General features: G+C 53.4%; 20 protein-coding genes. 14 read left to right on the top strand and 6 right to left on the bottom strand.

Going from position 1 to position 15,030, the window contains the following annotated elements; all coding sequences use genetic code 11:
* Window positions 1-3: 3 nt before the first annotated feature.
* Genes fliN through fliR form a run of 5 tightly spaced genes read left to right on the top strand, consistent with a single transcriptional unit; the run spans window position 4 to window position 2,580 of the window.
* Complete coding sequence (gene fliN, locus ACOTYH_RS09785; protein ID WP_015571612.1) at window positions 4-387, top strand: flagellar motor switch protein FliN; 384 nt, start codon at window positions 4-6, stop codon at window positions 385-387.
* A complete protein-coding gene (gene fliO / locus ACOTYH_RS09780; protein WP_045328321.1) occupies window positions 387-782 on the top strand; it encodes a flagellar biosynthetic protein FliO in 396 nt (131 codons plus the stop codon). The genes fliN and fliO overlap by 1 nt, the downstream gene beginning before the upstream one ends.
* On the top strand, window positions 779-1,522 hold the full coding sequence (gene fliP, locus ACOTYH_RS09775) for a flagellar type III secretion system pore protein FliP (RefSeq protein ID WP_152044132.1): 744 nt from the start codon (window positions 779-781) through the stop codon (window positions 1,520-1,522). The genes fliO and fliP overlap by 4 nt, the downstream gene beginning before the upstream one ends.
* Before the next feature lie 9 nt (window positions 1,523-1,531).
* Window positions 1,532-1,801, top strand: a complete 270-nt coding sequence (gene fliQ / locus ACOTYH_RS09770) for a flagellar biosynthesis protein FliQ (protein ID WP_017692822.1) — start codon at window positions 1,532-1,534, stop codon at window positions 1,799-1,801.
* On the top strand, window positions 1,801-2,580 hold the full coding sequence (fliR, locus tag ACOTYH_RS09765) for a flagellar biosynthetic protein FliR (protein ID WP_080478573.1): 780 nt from the start codon (window positions 1,801-1,803) through the stop codon (window positions 2,578-2,580). The genes fliQ and fliR overlap by 1 nt, the downstream gene beginning before the upstream one ends.
* A gap of 4 nt (window positions 2,581-2,584) precedes the next feature.
* Here the strand turns inward: fliR and ACOTYH_RS09760 are convergent, their stop codons facing one another.
* The 3 genes from ACOTYH_RS09760 to ACOTYH_RS09750 form a co-directional block, all read right to left on the bottom strand.
* Window positions 2,585-3,106, bottom strand: coding sequence for a hypothetical protein (locus ACOTYH_RS09760; RefSeq protein WP_015571609.1), 522 nt, complete (start codon window positions 3,104-3,106; stop codon window positions 2,585-2,587).
* The gene (locus ACOTYH_RS09755) at window positions 3,072-3,890 is read right to left on the bottom strand and encodes a transcriptional regulator (protein WP_039269992.1); all 819 of its coding nucleotides are present in this window, start codon (window positions 3,888-3,890) and stop codon (window positions 3,072-3,074) included. Before ACOTYH_RS09755 ends, ACOTYH_RS09760 begins: the two co-directional genes overlap by 35 nt.
* Before the next feature lie 863 nt (window positions 3,891-4,753).
* Entirely contained in the window at window positions 4,754-6,238 is a 1,485-nt protein-coding gene (locus tag ACOTYH_RS09750; RefSeq protein WP_033487533.1) for a flagellin, read from the bottom strand.
* Between the two features lie 310 nt (window positions 6,239-6,548).
* Between ACOTYH_RS09750 and fliD the strand changes: the two genes are divergently transcribed.
* The 3 genes from fliD to fliT are packed head-to-tail and all read left to right on the top strand — an operon-like array spanning window position 6,549 to window position 8,804.
* Entirely contained in the window at window positions 6,549-8,051 is a 1,503-nt protein-coding gene (fliD, locus tag ACOTYH_RS09745) for a flagellar filament capping protein FliD (RefSeq protein WP_017692826.1), read from the top strand.
* Between the two features lie 44 nt (window positions 8,052-8,095).
* Window positions 8,096-8,503: a flagellar export chaperone FliS gene (fliS, locus tag ACOTYH_RS09740; RefSeq protein WP_017692827.1), complete on the top strand. Its 408-nt coding sequence runs from the start codon at window positions 8,096-8,098 to the stop codon at window positions 8,501-8,503.
* Complete coding sequence (fliT, locus tag ACOTYH_RS09735; protein ID WP_032654672.1) at window positions 8,496-8,804, top strand: flagellar protein FliT; 309 nt, start codon at window positions 8,496-8,498, stop codon at window positions 8,802-8,804. The genes fliS and fliT overlap by 8 nt, the downstream gene beginning before the upstream one ends.
* Before the next feature lie 116 nt (window positions 8,805-8,920).
* Here the strand turns inward: fliT and ACOTYH_RS09730 are convergent, their stop codons facing one another.
* The 3 genes from ACOTYH_RS09730 to flgA form a co-directional block, all read right to left on the bottom strand.
* A complete protein-coding gene (locus ACOTYH_RS09730; RefSeq protein WP_015571603.1) occupies window positions 8,921-9,364 on the bottom strand; it encodes a flagella synthesis protein FlgN in 444 nt (147 codons plus the stop codon).
* A gap of 23 nt (window positions 9,365-9,387) precedes the next feature.
* The gene (gene flgM / locus ACOTYH_RS09725; protein WP_017692828.1) at window positions 9,388-9,678 is read right to left on the bottom strand and encodes a flagellar biosynthesis anti-sigma factor FlgM; all 291 of its coding nucleotides are present in this window, start codon (window positions 9,676-9,678) and stop codon (window positions 9,388-9,390) included.
* 73 nt (window positions 9,679-9,751) lie between these two features.
* Entirely contained in the window at window positions 9,752-10,450 is a 699-nt protein-coding gene (gene flgA, locus ACOTYH_RS09720) for a flagellar basal body P-ring formation chaperone FlgA (protein ID WP_015571601.1), read from the bottom strand.
* 259 nt (window positions 10,451-10,709) lie between these two features.
* Here flgA and flgB point away from each other — a divergent pair, with 259 nt between their 5' ends.
* The 6 genes from flgB to flgG are packed head-to-tail and all read left to right on the top strand — an operon-like array spanning window position 10,710 to window position 15,027.
* Entirely contained in the window at window positions 10,710-11,120 is a 411-nt protein-coding gene (gene flgB, locus ACOTYH_RS09715; RefSeq protein ID WP_015571600.1) for a flagellar basal body rod protein FlgB, read from the top strand.
* A 4-nt stretch (window positions 11,121-11,124) separates the two neighbouring features.
* Window positions 11,125-11,529, top strand: coding sequence for a flagellar basal body rod protein FlgC (gene flgC, locus ACOTYH_RS09710; RefSeq protein WP_015571599.1), 405 nt, complete (start codon window positions 11,125-11,127; stop codon window positions 11,527-11,529).
* A gap of 8 nt (window positions 11,530-11,537) precedes the next feature.
* Window positions 11,538-12,236: a flagellar hook assembly protein FlgD gene (locus ACOTYH_RS09705; RefSeq protein ID WP_015571598.1), complete on the top strand. Its 699-nt coding sequence runs from the start codon at window positions 11,538-11,540 to the stop codon at window positions 12,234-12,236.
* Between the two features lie 28 nt (window positions 12,237-12,264).
* On the top strand, window positions 12,265-13,479 hold the full coding sequence (gene flgE / locus ACOTYH_RS09700; RefSeq protein WP_015571597.1) for a flagellar hook protein FlgE: 1,215 nt from the start codon (window positions 12,265-12,267) through the stop codon (window positions 13,477-13,479).
* A gap of 9 nt (window positions 13,480-13,488) precedes the next feature.
* Window positions 13,489-14,226, top strand: coding sequence for a flagellar basal body rod protein FlgF (locus ACOTYH_RS09695; RefSeq protein ID WP_015571596.1), 738 nt, complete (start codon window positions 13,489-13,491; stop codon window positions 14,224-14,226).
* 18 nt (window positions 14,227-14,244) lie between these two features.
* The gene (gene flgG / locus ACOTYH_RS09690; protein WP_015571595.1) at window positions 14,245-15,027 is read left to right on the top strand and encodes a flagellar basal-body rod protein FlgG; all 783 of its coding nucleotides are present in this window, start codon (window positions 14,245-14,247) and stop codon (window positions 15,025-15,027) included.
* Window positions 15,028-15,030: the final 3 nt, after the last annotated feature.

The raw sequence follows: 15,030 nt of genomic DNA, 5'->3' as shown, positions 1-15,030 counted from the left end.
CCCATGAGCGACATGAATAACTCGTCGGGATCTGAAGATAAGTCTATGGACAATCTTTGGGGTGAGGCGCTGAACGAGCAGAACGCTGCGGGAAGTACAGAGCAAACGGCGGTTCCTCAGTTTTCTGAAGAGATGAACCTGATTCTGGATATCCCTGTCAAAATGACCGTTGAGCTGGGCCGCACAAAAATGACTATCAAGGAGCTGCTGCGCTTAAGCCAGGGCTCGGTGGTTTCGCTTGACGGTCTGGCGGGTGAGCCGCTTGATATTCTGATCAATGGTTACCTTATTGCCCAGGGCGAAGTGGTGGTCGTGTCCGATAAATTCGGGATTCGTATTACCGATATCATTACCCCATCCGAGCGAATGCATCGCCTGAGCCGCTAATGAACGCAGCACAACCTCCTTTTGCCGCAGGGAGCACGAACGTGCTCTCTGGCGGCGCAATCGCGCTATCGGTTATCGGTACGCTCATGCTCATTATTATGCTGATGGTACTGCTGGCGTGGATCGCTCGCCGCAGCGGGTTGGCGCGTTGCACCCGCGAAAGCCAGGCTGCGGTATCGCTGGTGGCAAGTAAACCTCTCGGCTCGCGCGAACGGCTGGTGGTGGTTGACGTGGGCGAACAGCGGCTGGTGCTGGGTGTTACCCCAACCCACATTAGCTGTCTTACCGTACAGGTTAGGCCAGAGGTGCCTGAGCAGGCGACTCCTTCAGCGGCTTTCCCCGCCATGCTGGATAACTTTCTTCATAAATACCGTTCGGGTGGTGAGCAAAAATGAACCGTCTGTTGATTGCCCGTGCTGCGGCGGGCGTTGGTCTGCTGCTGCCCGTCGCCTCTGCGCTCGCCGCTAACGGCGACATTACGCTGGCCAGTTCGCCGGGGAGCGCTGGCTGGACGCTACCCATCCAGACGCTATTGTTGCTCAGTGGATTCACGTTCATCCCTGCGGTACTGCTGATGATGACTGGCTTTACGCGTATCGTTATCGTGCTGGGATTGATGCGCAACGCGCTTGGTACGCCGACCGCACCGCCAAATCAGGTATTAGTGGGACTGGCCCTATTTTTGACCTTTTTTGTGATGTCGCCAGTGCTCAACCAGATCTATGAACAGGCATGGCAGCCGTTGCAGGCCAATAAAATCACCATGGAAACGGCCCTGAAGGAAGGCGTAAAACCGCTGCGGGCCTTTATGCTTGAGCAGACGCGTGAAGCCGATCTGGCGATGTTTGCCCGCATTGCTAAAACGCCGACCCTTACCGGCCCGGAGGACGTGCCGTTGAGTATTCTGGTGCCTTCCTTCGTCACCAGCGAGCTGAAAACCGCCTTCCAGATTGGTTTTACCATCTTTATTCCGTTTTTGATTATTGATTTGGTGGTGGCCAGCATTCTGATGGCGCTGGGGATGATGATGGTTCCGCCAGCGACAATTGCGCTGCCTTTTAAGCTGATGCTGTTCGTACTCGTGGATGGCTGGCAGCTGCTGGTCGGTTCGCTTGCACAAAGCTTTTACTCATAGGAGCCTGATATGACCCCCGAAAGCGTCATGGTATTGGGCATGGAAGCTATCAAGGTTGGGCTAATGATTGCGGGGCCGCTTTTGCTGGTCGCGCTGGCAACCGGTCTGATTATCAGTATTCTTCAGGCCGCGACGCAGGTGAACGAAATGACCATGACCTTTATCCCTAAAATCCTGATGATCGTGGGTGTCGGCGTACTGCTCGGTCCGTGGATGATGAAAATCTTTATTGAATACACGCGCATGTTGTTCGCCAGCATTCCTTACGCCATCGGCTAATGATTTTTAATCTTCCCCTTGAGCAGCTTTACGCCCTGATAAGCCATTACTTTTTGGTCATGGTGCGTATCTCGGCGCTTCTGCATGTTGCGCCAGTATTTAGCGAAAAAGCGATAAGCGCCCGCCTGCGTGCGGCATTGGCCTTAACCCTCGCGCTGCTGCTGGGCGGGCTGGTTTCTGAAGCGGATATAGGACTTTACTCCTGGGCGGGCGTCTGGACGATGGCTAAGCAGGTGCTCATCGGCGCCGCGATGGGGCTGACGATGCAACTGCTGTTTGCCGCCGTTCGCCTGGCGGGCGAGATCATTGGGATGCAGATGGGACTCTCGTTTGCCACCTTCTTCGACCCGGGCAGCGGTAACAGCCCGGTGATCGCTCGCCTGCTAAACATGCTGGCGATGCTGCTCTTTCTGGTGTTTAACGGCCATCTGTGGTTGCTTTCGCTGCTTGCAGAGACATTCGAGGCTCTCCCCATTAACTCAGAACCGCTGCATGCTGGCGGGATGTTTTACCTCGTTAATCATGCCGGACTCATCTTCAGTCAGGGACTGATCCTGGGCCTCCCGGTGATAGCCCTGCTGCTGAGTATAAACATGGTGCTTGCGCTGCTAAACCGACTTACCCCGCAGCTCTCGATCTTTGTAGTAGGGTTCCCGCTCACGCTGACCTTTGGCATGCTGGCACTGTTGCTCATCGACGAAACGCTGGCTCCATTTTTTGAACGTCTTATGAGCCACGGCTTCGAGATCCTGAGCGGGTTACTACAGGCGCTGGTTTGAGGGCTTAATTCGTGCAGGCTATCCGTACTACCGTCTCCGTTCCCGATGCCAGGATGCTGTTTTCCAGCAAATAGAGGGAACTGGTGGAGGTTTCGCCGCTCTTAAGCTGCGGAAAAATATAATCCGTCACCTCTTTTTCGTTGCTTTGATCGCCCAGCCGACGGGCGTGGCTAAGCATCGTCAGATGCAGCAGGTTGCCGGAGAAGGACATGGTATAATTCACGCTGCGCTGTACGGGTGAAGCTTGCCCTACGCGTTTTCCGTCCTGAAAATGGCGGATATTACCGATATAGGTCGTGTGTCCCTCATGAAGTCCATCGCGGTATGAGCGATAAATTCCTCGCGCCAGCGTCACGTTGTTTTCGTCCTTGATAGTGTAAAACGAGGCTGGGGCAAAGCACGTCTGTCTCAGCGGCGACGTGGCGATCGTGTACCCGATTGTTAACGCTAAACCTGTCATCAGACCGCCAGCAAAGAGGATCTGCGGGCGTTTAATAAAGATGAAAATAGAACGATTCACAGTCATTCTTTTGCTCCTGAATGGGTTTTTGACAGGCAATAACTGCCTGATATTTATCTATCTTTCCCGTGCCGGTAGTGATGTATAAAATTTTACCCGGTCTGTAATGGACGCGTCTTTCCAGCACATATTCGCTATAGGTGTGCAGCGTTGCCTGGATAAGTTCTGTTTGGCTTATTCGGTTTTTTTGCACCATCACGATATGGCCGGGGGGGATCCCTTCTCCCTGCCAGAGGATAAACTCGATACTCTGCGGGCTGGGGACAAACGCATTTTTGACGGACAAGGCAATAAGAATACCGATCAGCATGCCGCAGACCGCGAACGCAGCGCTTCGTAAAAGCCTTTTTCGACGCGGTGCTGGCGTAGCGGAGGGGGGAGAAGGCGTAACCTCCACCGGCATTTCAGGCGACTGTGGTGGGGGGAGGATCTCAACGCTTTCAGCCGAGGGTTCCGGCGGGCTCTCTTCACGAATAATCAGGCGATAGCCGCTTCGCGTTACGGCAACCAGCGCAATAGCATCCTGCATCTCTAGCGAGGCCAGCGCTCGTCGAAGCTTGTTCACCATAACGCGCACGCTATTATCCGTGACCTCAACGCCAGCGCTACGCCAGCCGATATCCATTAACTGTTCCTGAGACAAAATTTGTCCCTGCGCTTCCACCAGGGCGGCAAGGCAGAGGCAGGCGCTGGCAGGCAGCGTCACGCACTCGCCGTCGCGCGTTCGTGTTAGTAACCTCGTGTGTAAATCCAGCGTCACTAACGATCCAATCGCAATGTAATTGACCATAATATCTTGATACTTCGTAATGAAAGATAAGGTGAATTGAATGGGTATTTATGTTAATTGGGTAAAGTCTTTTCGTTAACAATGCGCAACAATTTCGGGCTACCTAAGGCTTATATCGCAACTATTCGCGGATCGCTAAAGGTAAATTTCAACGATATTAATGTTATTAATGCCGATGTTAAAAATGGCCAGGCCTCGGTTGGCGTATTTGTGTGATAAATAAAGTAAATGCCCTCCCATTTTGATGCGCATGCGGTGATTCCTCTCGCTGAACCTGGCGGCACGATAGCAGTGGGGTGACGCTTATATTCCTATTTTTCTGAGGCTTAGTACGTGAAGGGCAATGACTGACGGGCATTTGCTGACTGCTCAAGTTAGATAAGCTAAACGCTTAAAAATGTATAAGTAACAGGAGGGAATTTCTCCTTTTGCACGCTGTGCAGCGAAAACGATTTTAACATTAAATATCGGCAGTCGCTATAAATGAGTTGGTTAATTTTATCTCACTGGTCATATCATTTAAACAATGTTGAGATGAGCTGTTTAGCGGAAGGTTGCGTTCATAATAAATAAACGAGATGCGTTCGTTCTTTCATTTCGTATTCAATGGCACTTTACGCATGCTATTTATGGTCGATTACCGATTGTCTCCAAATAGGGTAAACGCGTTTTTATATTGTTTTGCGAGACCTTTTTAACCATATTATTTGTAATGTTTTTGGTTGGTTGTGACTTACCTGACAGACGGTCAGGGCAGGGGAGAAGGATTGAGGACGATTAGCGAGGTTCAAAACGAAAAAAGCCCTCCGACAGGGAGGGCTAACGCGCAATAAATACGCGTAAAATGTTGAGGCTTTTCGGGATTAGCGCAGCAGGCTCAGAACGTTCTGAGGTACCTGGTTAGCCTGGCTCAGAACGGATACGCCGGCCTGTTGCAGGATGTTAGAACGGCTCATTGCGGACACTTCCACGGAGAAGTCAGCATCCTGGATACGGGAGCGGGCTTCGGTGGTGTTGATAACAGTGGTGTTCAGGTTCGCGATGATAGAGCTGAAACGGTTCTGAATCGCACCCAGGTCAGCCTGGAAGTTAGTCACTTCAGTCAGGGCTGCATCCAGGTTACCCAGCAGGTCGTCGGCTGCGGCAGCGTTAGCGGCGGTGTTGATGAACGCGGAGTTCGCTGCGCCTGCATCCGCAACGGTAGGGGCAGTTGCGTTATCTGCGAAGGTCAGCTCTTTCACCACGGTGTTACCGCTTGCGTCGGTGCTCTGCGCGAAGTATTTGGTGTTTGCACCGTCTTTCACGGAGAACAGCTGCATGTTGCTGTCAGCAGCGTCAGCGCCAAAGGCCGCGTTGGAGATCTCGTCCAGTTTAGCCTGATCCAGCGTCACTTCAGAACCATCCTGAGCTTTGAAGGTCGCGCCTTCTTTCAGCTTGGTGGCATCGCTCAGCGTAGATGGACCGTTCAACAGGATATCGGCATCCAGCGCGTTGACTTCCGTTACGGCGCCAGCAGGTACAGCACCGTCAATGATCGCATTGCCAGCACCATCATCCTTGAAGGTGATGGCAGAGGTGTCCAGTTTAAACATTTTGTCGGCAGTTTTATCGTAAGCGAAAGCTTCACCATCAGCTACGTACAGCTTGACGTCGCCTGCTGCTGCGCCCACTGCCGTTTCAATTGCGGTGATGTCAGCTGCGGCAACTTTCCAGTTACCGGCAGCAGTGCTGATACCCGTATCGTCGCCCGCTGCTTTCGCAGTGGCTGCCTTGGTGTACTGGCTGGTGGCGCCCGCAGAGCCGGCAATTTTATCGAATGCAGCAGTGAAGCCGTCCAGACCCAGAGAGTCGATGTCCAGTTTCTTCAGATCGATGTCGATGGTCTGGCCATCTTTGTCGCCAATCTGGATGGTCAGTTTATCTTTGGAGCCATCGAGAACGTTAACGCCGTTGAAGTTGGTGGTTTCAGAAATACGTTTGATTTCGTCCAGACGTGCAGAGATCTCTTTTTTAATGGAGTCACGGTCGTCAGAGGAGTTAGTACCGTTTTTTGCCTGAACGGTCAGTTCACGGATACGCTGTAAGTTCTCGGTTACTTCTTCCAGCGCGCCCTCGGTGGTCTGCGCCAGGGAGATACCATCGTTGGCGTTACGTGCTGCCTGGGTCAGGCCGCGGATAGAAGAGGTGAAGCGGTTAGAGATCGCCATACCTGCTGCATCGTCTTTCGCACTGTTGATACGCAGACCGGAAGAGAGACGCTGAATTGCAGTACCCAGAGAAGTCTGAGATTTGTTCAGGTTGTTCTGAGCCATCAAGCTCAATGCGTTAGTATTAATGACCTGGGCCATATCAATATCCTTTTAAATAAAGTAACGACGGCATTCGCCAGTTAAATATGCGATGTCTGTTGCGCATACTGAATTAATCGGATGAAAAAGAAATGACTAAATTATTTTTTCATAATTTTTTATATTCCAGGAAAAGCATTCACAAGTGATGGCAATTCTCCCGATTACCACAGTCAATAGCCTGATAAGCGTGTAAGAGTGTATTAATGTGGTGGTTTCGTTGTCGCCTGAACTGTAAAAAATTAAACTTTATGGCCGAAACCCCGATGATATCGCTATATCTATCTTCACTGTAACAGGAATACAAATCATGGCTTCGTTCTCTATGTCAGGCCTCGGCGGCTCCGGGTTAGATATTGAAAGTATGATTTCGCAGCTCCAGGTAGCTGAGAATAAAAAATTAAACCCCTATTTGCAGAAGCAGAGCAATTATGAAGGACAAACTTCCTCCTGGGGTAAAATCTCCAGCAGTCTGGATGCGGTGAAAACGGCGCTGAAAAAACTGGAGGATGAAGGGTTCAACGGGGTCAGCATTGGCACCAACAAGGCATTTAACGCAACGGCAGGTAAGGGAGCGATCCCGAATAGTTACTCGGTCCAGGTTGAGCAGCTAGCAAAAGCCAATAAAGTGGGGACGGCACCGCAAAATGCGAACGACACCCAGCTGGGTGACGGCGCCGGTCCGCGTACGGTGACCATCACCGCAGGCAAAGGCAAGCCGATGGAGGTGGAGCTGAAAGATGATGAAACCTCTCTGGTACAGATTGCTAAAAAAATTAATGCTAAAAATGGCGATGTTACCGCGACGGTAATGCCTGCCGAAGATGGCAAATATCAGCTGGTCGTGACGTCGAAAAAGACCGGCGAAGATGGCGAAATTAGCATCAGCGTAAGCGGCGACAGTAAGCTGGCAAAAGTGCTGGATTACGACCCGGCAGTCACGCCGGGGGCAGATAATGCCCGGGAGATTACGCCGGCGCAGAATGCCATTGTCTACGTTGATGGTACGAAGATTGAACGCAGCTCCAATACCATTTCTGACGCCATTGACGGGATCACCCTCGATCTGCGCGAGGTCTCAGAAAAAGATCCTGACGACGCATCAAAACTGAAATCAGAAACACTGTCGATCACCGCCGATACCTCTAAGGTTAAAAGCCTGATTGAAGAGTTTGTGAATGTCTATAACGCCTATCTTAGCGCGGCATCCAGCGCCAGTGCATACAACGAACCGGAAAAGACGACCGGCGATGAACTGCCGCAGGCCAATGCGTCAAACGGCGCGCTTTTCGGTGACGGTACCCTGCGCCGTTTGACCAGCCAGATGAAGTCCGCTGTCGCCGGGAGCTATGGCGATGCCGACGATCTGTACAAATCTCTGGGTGCGCTCGGTATTGAGGTGAAGTTCAACGAAACCAAGCCCGGCGAGGAGCGTACCGGGACCCTGGGCATACTCACCATCGACAATAAAAAGCTCGACGAAGCGCTGAAGAAAAATCCAAAGGAAGTGGAAGCTCTGTTTTTAGGCACCGGCTCAACGGGCGGGATCAAGGATCGCATGGAGGAGGTGTTCACCACCTATCTGGGCGATAACGATTCGATCCCGAAGGTTGAAGGGGCGATCTCTACCGCTCTCAAGGGGGTAAAGGAACAAAATACCCGCGTTGAAAAACAGATTGCCCGCATGCAGGAACGCATTCAGGACAGCCTTGACCGCAGCCGTAAGGAATTCCAGCGTCTCGACCAGGCCCTGACGCAAATGAACAGTACGAGCCAGCAGCTTCAGTCCGCGCTGCTTGGGATCATGGGTTAAACTTAACGCATCCGGGCAGGCCAACTGCCCGGCAGGAACCGAAGATGTACACCAAAACGGGCAACAGCGCCTATTCCTCCGTCTCTCTGGACAGCCAGATTGCTGGCGCCACCCCGCACCAGCTCATCGTTTTGCTCTACGACGGAGCAATCAATGCCATGCGTCGCGCCGAGATCTACTTCCAGTCTGGAAACATCGCTCGCCGGGGTGAGATGATCTCCCGTGCAATCAACATTATTGATAATGGCCTGCGCGCCGGGCTTAACCATGAGGTTGGGGGACAGATTGCCGCCGATCTGGAGCGACTGTACGAGTATATTTCGCGCTCTCTGCTGGAAGCGAACCTTAATAAGTCCGGGGAAATGCTCCCGCATCTTATCTCACTGATGGTGGATATGGCCGAGACGTGGAAAGCCATCGACCCACAGGCGCGTCAGGTGAAGCATGGCTGATAAACTCACGCGGCAAATCGCCCTGATGTTGCAGAGTAACGAACGTCTACAGCAGTTAGCAGACGAGGAGGCGTGGGAGTGCTTTACCGAAGAGGTTGCAGCCTACGCCCGGGGTATGCAGGCGCTCTGTGAGTTCGATCTCTCGCCGCTTGCTGAAGACGCCCGCGCACAGCTTGCGCAGCTTCTTGCCCAGGACGAACGTCTGCGCCAGCGGATGTCTGTCCGGCTAGGTCATCTCAGCAATAACATTTCTGCTCTACTTAAATCAAACGCGTCTGCCCAGGCATACCACACTGTCTGACGCTCCCGCCCCTGAAGGCGGGAGCGTGTCCCGCCTCAATCCCTCTGCAAGATGACGTTAGCGCGTAAAAAAAGCCCGCCATGGGCGAGCTCGGTTACGGGTAAGCAAGAGGCGAATCAGATGCTGATATTGTATTTACGACCCGCAGGTGCCTGGCTGGATTCCCCGGCGGGGCCGTAGAGCGTGTTGGCGTGACCCACGCGGTCTACCACCTTCTGCATATATTGATTCTTCTTCATATGGTTTTGCAGAAGCGTTTCGACCTGCGCGTTCAGCGTTTTGGTGCTTTGCACCCGTTCTCTGATCAGCTTCCAGCTGGTGAACAGCCTGCTGTGATGGTGATAGGGCGCCTGAAGGGCGGAAAGCTGTTCCTGCTGGAGACGCATTTCATCATAGTACTGAATCGACGAAAGCAATTGGCTTTTATTATCCGATAATACCTGTAGCGAAACGGGATTTATTTGTACGCGGCTGAGCTGATTGACCTCTTCAATCATGATGGCTTCCAGCTCGTCCAGGGACGTTTTCATTTGCGTCAGTATCGGGTACAGCTTATCCATAATGTTAAAAAATCCTGCCGTTATTAATACTCAAAAATATGTCGCACCAGCGCCTGAGCAATTTTCTCTGGCTCGATAGTGAGTTCCCCGGAGGCCATTGCGGCACGGATTTTATCCACCCGTGCATAATCCACGTCACGGCTGTCATCGGTCTGAATTTTTTTTGTCAGCGCGCTCAGGGTCACTTCGGTTTTGTTTCCGCGCGCTTCGCCCGTCGCGACACTATTTTCCTGAGTAGTGCCGCGTGTACGCAGTTCCTGTCCGCCAGCCAGATTGCCAATCGGTGCGGTGGGTTGGGTGCTTTCGATGCTCATGTTTATCCTCGCCAGTAATCGTTACTGCTCTTGCCTATACACTAGTCTTCGGAAATACACGAAAAAACTAAAATTATTGTTCTAAAAAAATTGTCACGGCTCCGTCACGACCCACTTTTCCCGTAACGTTACGTCCACCCGTGGTTTTCACGCGCAACGTATCGTCAACCGCAGCGTTGTTTAGCGCTTTGCCCTGGCTGCGGATAAAGAAACCCGGTCCCGACATGACCAGTTCTACCGTCTGCCCGGCGCGAAGACGCCACTGCTGGCGCAGCTGGTTTTGCAGCACCGGTTTGCCCGCGGAAAGGGGGCGCAAAAGGCGTTGGCCGACAATGTCCCTCGCCTCAAACATTAGACCAACGGGCAAATCGTCTATGCTGCCGGTCATGGGAGTAATATCGCCCTGCTGCACAATTTCCCCGCCCTTCAGACTATGACTGGCGACCCAGAAGGTTCCCTGGGCGCTAATGCTAAACGGCAGATAGAACTTACGCATGCCGCAGCGCGCCACTGCGGTGCGTTTGCCGGTGAGGCGGTCATCATGCCCGGCCAGGCTCAGGTCAGGATTTTCGCACACCGCTGATAGCTGTCCGGGCGAGGCCAGCAGCGTAACGGTACGAACGATATTGCCTGGATTTTCCGTGAGCTTAACCAGCGCCTCCAGTTTCTGCACTAATCGAAGTTTCGCCGTTGTCGCGGATGGCACGCTGGCATACAGCGGGCTCGCGAAAAGGAGCGTTACCAGCGTTACGCGTAATAATGGAAGCTTCATCTTGTTGCCTTATTGTAAAACCAGTAAAGTAAACGGGTATGCTTATTCTGACTAAATTATATACGTGATAGAAACGCTTTTATTGCGTTAAATAACGACACTTCTGCTGCCGTTTTCATGAATCAGTTCCGCATGTTTTAAATATCTATCTTAATTTCGCTAATAGCGCCTATTTCTGTCAGGTCTTTGCAGTGTGATATTTCATCAGCGCTGTCTACACTATCGCGGTTTATATAAAGCAAGGCAGAGGCCAGAGTGCATGATGAATAAACTTGACGATGCGTTTCGCTTCCAACAGCAAGCGTTAGGTCTGCTCTCGCGTCGGCAGGAAGTCCTGGCATCGAATATTGCGAATGCCGATACGCCAGGCTATCAGGCGCGAGATATTGATTTTTCTCAGCAACTTAAAAATGCGTTAGGGAATAAACCTGCATCAGGGCCTGTCACAATGGCTTTAACGTCCAGCAAGCATATGCAGGGTAAAAAAATGCCTTTTGATGATGCTCAGTTGCTATATCGCGTACCGGATCAACCAAGTGCTGATGGTAACACCGTGGATATGGACCGCGAGCGAGTTAATTTCGCGGATAACGCCATGAAATATCAATCGAGCCTGACATTCCTCGGTGCAGATATTAAGAAAATGATGACGGTAGTCAGTCAGGGGTAAATAAATGTCGTTATTTAGCGTATTTGATATTTCAGGCTCGGCGATGGCCGCGCAGTCAAAACGTCTCAACGTGAGTGCCAGCAATATGGCGAACGCAGACAGCGTTGCCGGACCGGACGGACAGCCTTACCGCGCCCGTCAGGTCATGTTTGAAGCGGACACCTCTGCCGGCCAGGGCATCGGCGGCGTCAGAGTCAGCGACGTAGTGGAAAGTACAGCGCCCGATCGCCTGGTCTATGAGCCCGGTAATCCGCTGGCGGACGAACAGGGATATGTACGTATGCCTAACGTCAACGTGGTCAATGAGATGGTCAATACCATTTCCGCCTCACGCAGTTATCAGGCAAATGTGGAGGTGATGAACTCCGCCAGGGCCCTGATGCAGAAAACCTTAACCCTCGGTCAGTAAGGCAGGATATGACAGTTTCAACGGTAAACGACACCAGCGGCAATACCAGCACCTACGGCACGGGCAGCAGTGCAGCCGACCTCTCCGAGCAGTTTATGAAGCTGCTGGTTGCACAGATGCAAAACCAGGACCCGACTAACCCGATGGATAACAACCAGCTGACCTCCCAGCTGGCACAGTTCAATACCGCCGCGGGAGTGGAAAAACTCAACGCATCTGTCGGCAACGTTCAGGCGCTTATGGCGCAGTTGGGCAGTATGAGCGCCGCCTCCTGGGTTGGCCGTGGGGTACTGATCGAGGGCGATCCGAAAGTCGCCTTTGGTGACGCCACGCAGCCACTGGACGGGGAGGAGAAGCCATCAGACAGCTTTAGTTTCCTGTTATCGGGGGATGCAGAAACGGTCACCGTCACGCTGACGGATGATGAAGGCAATGCCTATACGGCGCAGCTGAAGGACGTGAAATCCGGTGTGAAGACTTACACCCTCGACGATCTGGAAAACTTCCAGCCGGAGCCGGGGCCGCCTCAGGACAGGGAATACACGCTCTCCTTTGAGGCGAAAAATCCGGAAGGCGATAACCCGGAAATATCCGGCCTGATTCAGGAGCAGGTGTCTGGCGTCACGATGACGGCCAACGGCGCGGTACTGCACCTGCTCAATCATGACCCCATCACCATGGGCGACGTGGTTGTTATCCAAAAATAGCGAATAATTTACTCTCTGGAACTTCAATATGAGCTTTTCACAAGGTCTTAGCGGCCTCAATGCAGCCGCCAAAGCGCTGGACGTGGTTGGAAACAATATCGCCAACTCCCAGACAGCAGGTTTTAAAGCAGGCTCCGTGGCCTTCGCCGACATCTTCGCCGGAACGACGGGTCTCGGGGTTCAGGTTGCGGGCGTGACCCAGAACTTCGGCGACGGTGGCCTCACGGCGGGCAATAGCTCGCTGGATATGGGCTTACAGGGAAAAGGATTTTTCCGCATGGTAAGCGAAGGTGGCGCCGTCTATTACGGACGTAACGGCCAGTTTAAGCAGGATCAGAACGGCAATATCATCAACAGCACCAATGGATTGTACCTGACCGGCTACCAGGCGACCGGTACGCCGCCGACAATCGCCCCTGGCGCACCGGTAGGACCCATTCGTATACCGACGGAAGACATGCCCCCCGCGGCGTCCACCGCCGGATCCCTTACGGGTAACCTGAAGTCAGATGACACCACCATCATCACCGACTCGTTCGATTATAGCGATCCGAAAACCTACAACTACCAGAGCCAGATTGAGGCGACCGACACGCTGGGCAATAAACACACCGTAAAGGTCTACTTCGTGCAGACCGCGGCAGGCGAGTGGAAAGCTTACGCGCGCGATGAAACCGCGCCCGGCACGCCTGATGTGACCTCCCTGGATTTAAAGTTCGATAGCAACGGCAATATGGACACGGCGGCGATGGCCAGTACCAAAATGACCATTAACGGGGCCGCGTTTAATGGCTCCGCGCCGCTGAGTATCGACATGGATCTTTCCAGCTTGACCCGCCGGGCCACCGATAGCCTCGTGAAAGTTGACACCATCGACGGTCAGGCCCCGGGTAAATATCAGAGCTTTGTTATTGGCGACAGCGGAGAAGTGGTCGCGACCTACAGTAACGGTCAGCGTCAGACCGTGGCACAAATCGTACTGGCTGATTTCGCCAACAGCGGTGGGCTGGCGGCTGAAGGTAATAACGTCTGGAGCGAAACGCCGCAGTCCGGCCAGCCTTTCCTTGGTACTTCCGGCTCCGGCAGCTTCGGTACGATTAACGGGAATATGCTTGAGCAGTCTAACGTCGATCTGGGTCAGGAGATGGTCAATATGATTGTCTACCAGCGTAACTACCAGTCGAATTCGCAAACCATCAAAACCCAGTCTGAGCTACTCCAGACGCTGGTTAACCTGCGATAAGGGCGGCGGATGGATCGCGCAATATATACCGCATTGAGTGCTGCCAACGCGGCGCTCAACCGCCAGGCCGTGACGTCGAACAATATGGCTAACAGCGCCACGGCGGGCTTTCGTGCTCAACTGGCCGCGTTTCGCGCTGTGCCGGTTGAGGGGCAGACCCTGAAAACTCGCGCGCTGGTAGCGGAATCGACGCCGTATAACGACGACACCATGGGACCGATTACCCACACCGGACGCAGTCTCGACGTTGCACTTCCGCAGAACGGCTGGCTGGCGGTAGCCTTGCCAGACGGTAGTGAAGGGTACACCCGTAACGGCGGCATTGAGATCGATCGGGACGGCGCATTGCAGGTTGGCGGGAAGCCGCTGATGGGCGATGGCGCACCGCTGGTGGTTCCTCCCCATTCGCAGATCACCATTGCGGAGGACGGTACCGTCTCTGCACTTGGCGCGGGTGATGAGCCAACGGCCGTCGTGCCGGTCGGAAGACTGAAAATGGTTAATGCTCCCATGAGCACCCTGATCCACGGCGACGATGGGCTGTTTCGCCCGGCGGCGGGCAATGCGTTGCCCCAGGATGACGCCATGCGTCTGAGTCCTGAATCCCTTGAGGGAAGTAACGTGAGCCCGGTGAAGGCCATGACGGAGATGATCGCCACCGCACGCAGCTTCGAGATGAACATGAAGGTGATCCGCACCGCGGATGAAAACGCGCAAAAGGCCAACCAGCTATTAAGCGTGGGCTAACCCGCGCAAGGAGTACAGATGATTCGGTCATTATGGATCGCAAAAACCGGTCTGGAAGCACAGCAGACCAATATGGACGTGATTTCAAACAACCTGGCGAACGTCAATACCAACGGCTTTAAGCGCCAGCGAGCGGTGTTCCAGGATTTGCTTTATCAAACCATGCGCCAGCCCGGTGCACAGGCTTCCGAACAGACAACGCTGCCAAGCGGCCTCCAGCTGGGTACCGGCGTGCGTCCGGTCTCTACCCAGCGCGTGCATACTCAGGGCGGCCTGAACATGACCGGCAACGATACCGATGTCGCTATCGAAGGCAAAGGCTTCTTCCAGGTGCAGTTGCCTGACGGCAGCACCGCGTACACCCGTGACGGACATTTCGATAAAAATGAAAACGGTCAGTTGGTAAACGCAGAAGGCCATCCCATTCTGCCGGGCGTCGTAGTACCGCAGGACGCCAAAGAGATGCAGATAAGCCCTGATGGTATCGTCAGCGTGACGCTCCCGGGTCAGGCTCAGCCGCAGCAGGTGGGGCAGTTGACCCTGGCGACCTTTGTCAACGATGCCGGTCTCGAAAGCATTGGCGGCAACCTCTATCGTGAAACGCAATCCTCCGGCGCACCGAATGAACTGAATCCGGGCCTTGAAGATGCGGGTACGCTCAAGCAGAAGTACATTGAGACGTCTAACGTCAACGTGGCTGAGGAGCTGGTCAATATGATCCAGGTCCAGCGCGCCTACGAGATCAACAGTAAGGCCGTTTCTGCATCCGATCAGATGTTGCAGAGGCTTACCCAGCTTTAATTT

This window comes from Enterobacter cloacae complex sp. SHL001 (genome assembly GCF_049236825.1).
In the GTDB taxonomy this organism is placed as follows: domain Bacteria; phylum Pseudomonadota; class Gammaproteobacteria; order Enterobacterales; family Enterobacteriaceae; genus Enterobacter; species Enterobacter hormaechei_C.
Note: the sequence above shows the minus strand (reverse complement) of the source record. Positions and strands in the feature narration are given on the sequence as shown.

Coding starts and splice junctions, on each gene's coding strand:
- fliN (WP_015571612.1), top strand. CDS start 4: ATGAGCGACATGAATAACTCGTCGGGATCTGAAGATAAGTCTATGGAC.
- fliO (WP_045328321.1), top strand. CDS start 387: ATGAACGCAGCACAACCTCCTTTTGCCGCAGGGAGCACGAACGTGCTC.
- fliP (WP_152044132.1), top strand. CDS start 779: ATGAACCGTCTGTTGATTGCCCGTGCTGCGGCGGGCGTTGGTCTGCTG.
- fliQ (WP_017692822.1), top strand. CDS start 1,532: ATGACCCCCGAAAGCGTCATGGTATTGGGCATGGAAGCTATCAAGGTT.
- fliR (WP_080478573.1), top strand. CDS start 1,801: ATGATTTTTAATCTTCCCCTTGAGCAGCTTTACGCCCTGATAAGCCAT.
- ACOTYH_RS09760 (WP_015571609.1), bottom strand. CDS start 3,106: ATGACTGTGAATCGTTCTATTTTCATCTTTATTAAACGCCCGCAGATC.
- ACOTYH_RS09755 (WP_039269992.1), bottom strand. CDS start 3,890: ATGGTCAATTACATTGCGATTGGATCGTTAGTGACGCTGGATTTACAC.
- ACOTYH_RS09750 (WP_033487533.1), bottom strand. CDS start 6,238: ATGGCCCAGGTCATTAATACTAACGCATTGAGCTTGATGGCTCAGAAC.
- fliD (WP_017692826.1), top strand. CDS start 6,549: ATGGCTTCGTTCTCTATGTCAGGCCTCGGCGGCTCCGGGTTAGATATT.
- fliS (WP_017692827.1), top strand. CDS start 8,096: ATGTACACCAAAACGGGCAACAGCGCCTATTCCTCCGTCTCTCTGGAC.
- fliT (WP_032654672.1), top strand. CDS start 8,496: ATGGCTGATAAACTCACGCGGCAAATCGCCCTGATGTTGCAGAGTAAC.
- ACOTYH_RS09730 (WP_015571603.1), bottom strand. CDS start 9,364: ATGGATAAGCTGTACCCGATACTGACGCAAATGAAAACGTCCCTGGAC.
- flgM (WP_017692828.1), bottom strand. CDS start 9,678: ATGAGCATCGAAAGCACCCAACCCACCGCACCGATTGGCAATCTGGCT.
- flgA (WP_015571601.1), bottom strand. CDS start 10,450: ATGAAGCTTCCATTATTACGCGTAACGCTGGTAACGCTCCTTTTCGCG.
- flgB (WP_015571600.1), top strand. CDS start 10,710: ATGATGAATAAACTTGACGATGCGTTTCGCTTCCAACAGCAAGCGTTA.
- flgC (WP_015571599.1), top strand. CDS start 11,125: ATGTCGTTATTTAGCGTATTTGATATTTCAGGCTCGGCGATGGCCGCG.
- ACOTYH_RS09705 (WP_015571598.1), top strand. CDS start 11,538: ATGACAGTTTCAACGGTAAACGACACCAGCGGCAATACCAGCACCTAC.
- flgE (WP_015571597.1), top strand. CDS start 12,265: ATGAGCTTTTCACAAGGTCTTAGCGGCCTCAATGCAGCCGCCAAAGCG.
- ACOTYH_RS09695 (WP_015571596.1), top strand. CDS start 13,489: ATGGATCGCGCAATATATACCGCATTGAGTGCTGCCAACGCGGCGCTC.
- flgG (WP_015571595.1), top strand. CDS start 14,245: ATGATTCGGTCATTATGGATCGCAAAAACCGGTCTGGAAGCACAGCAG.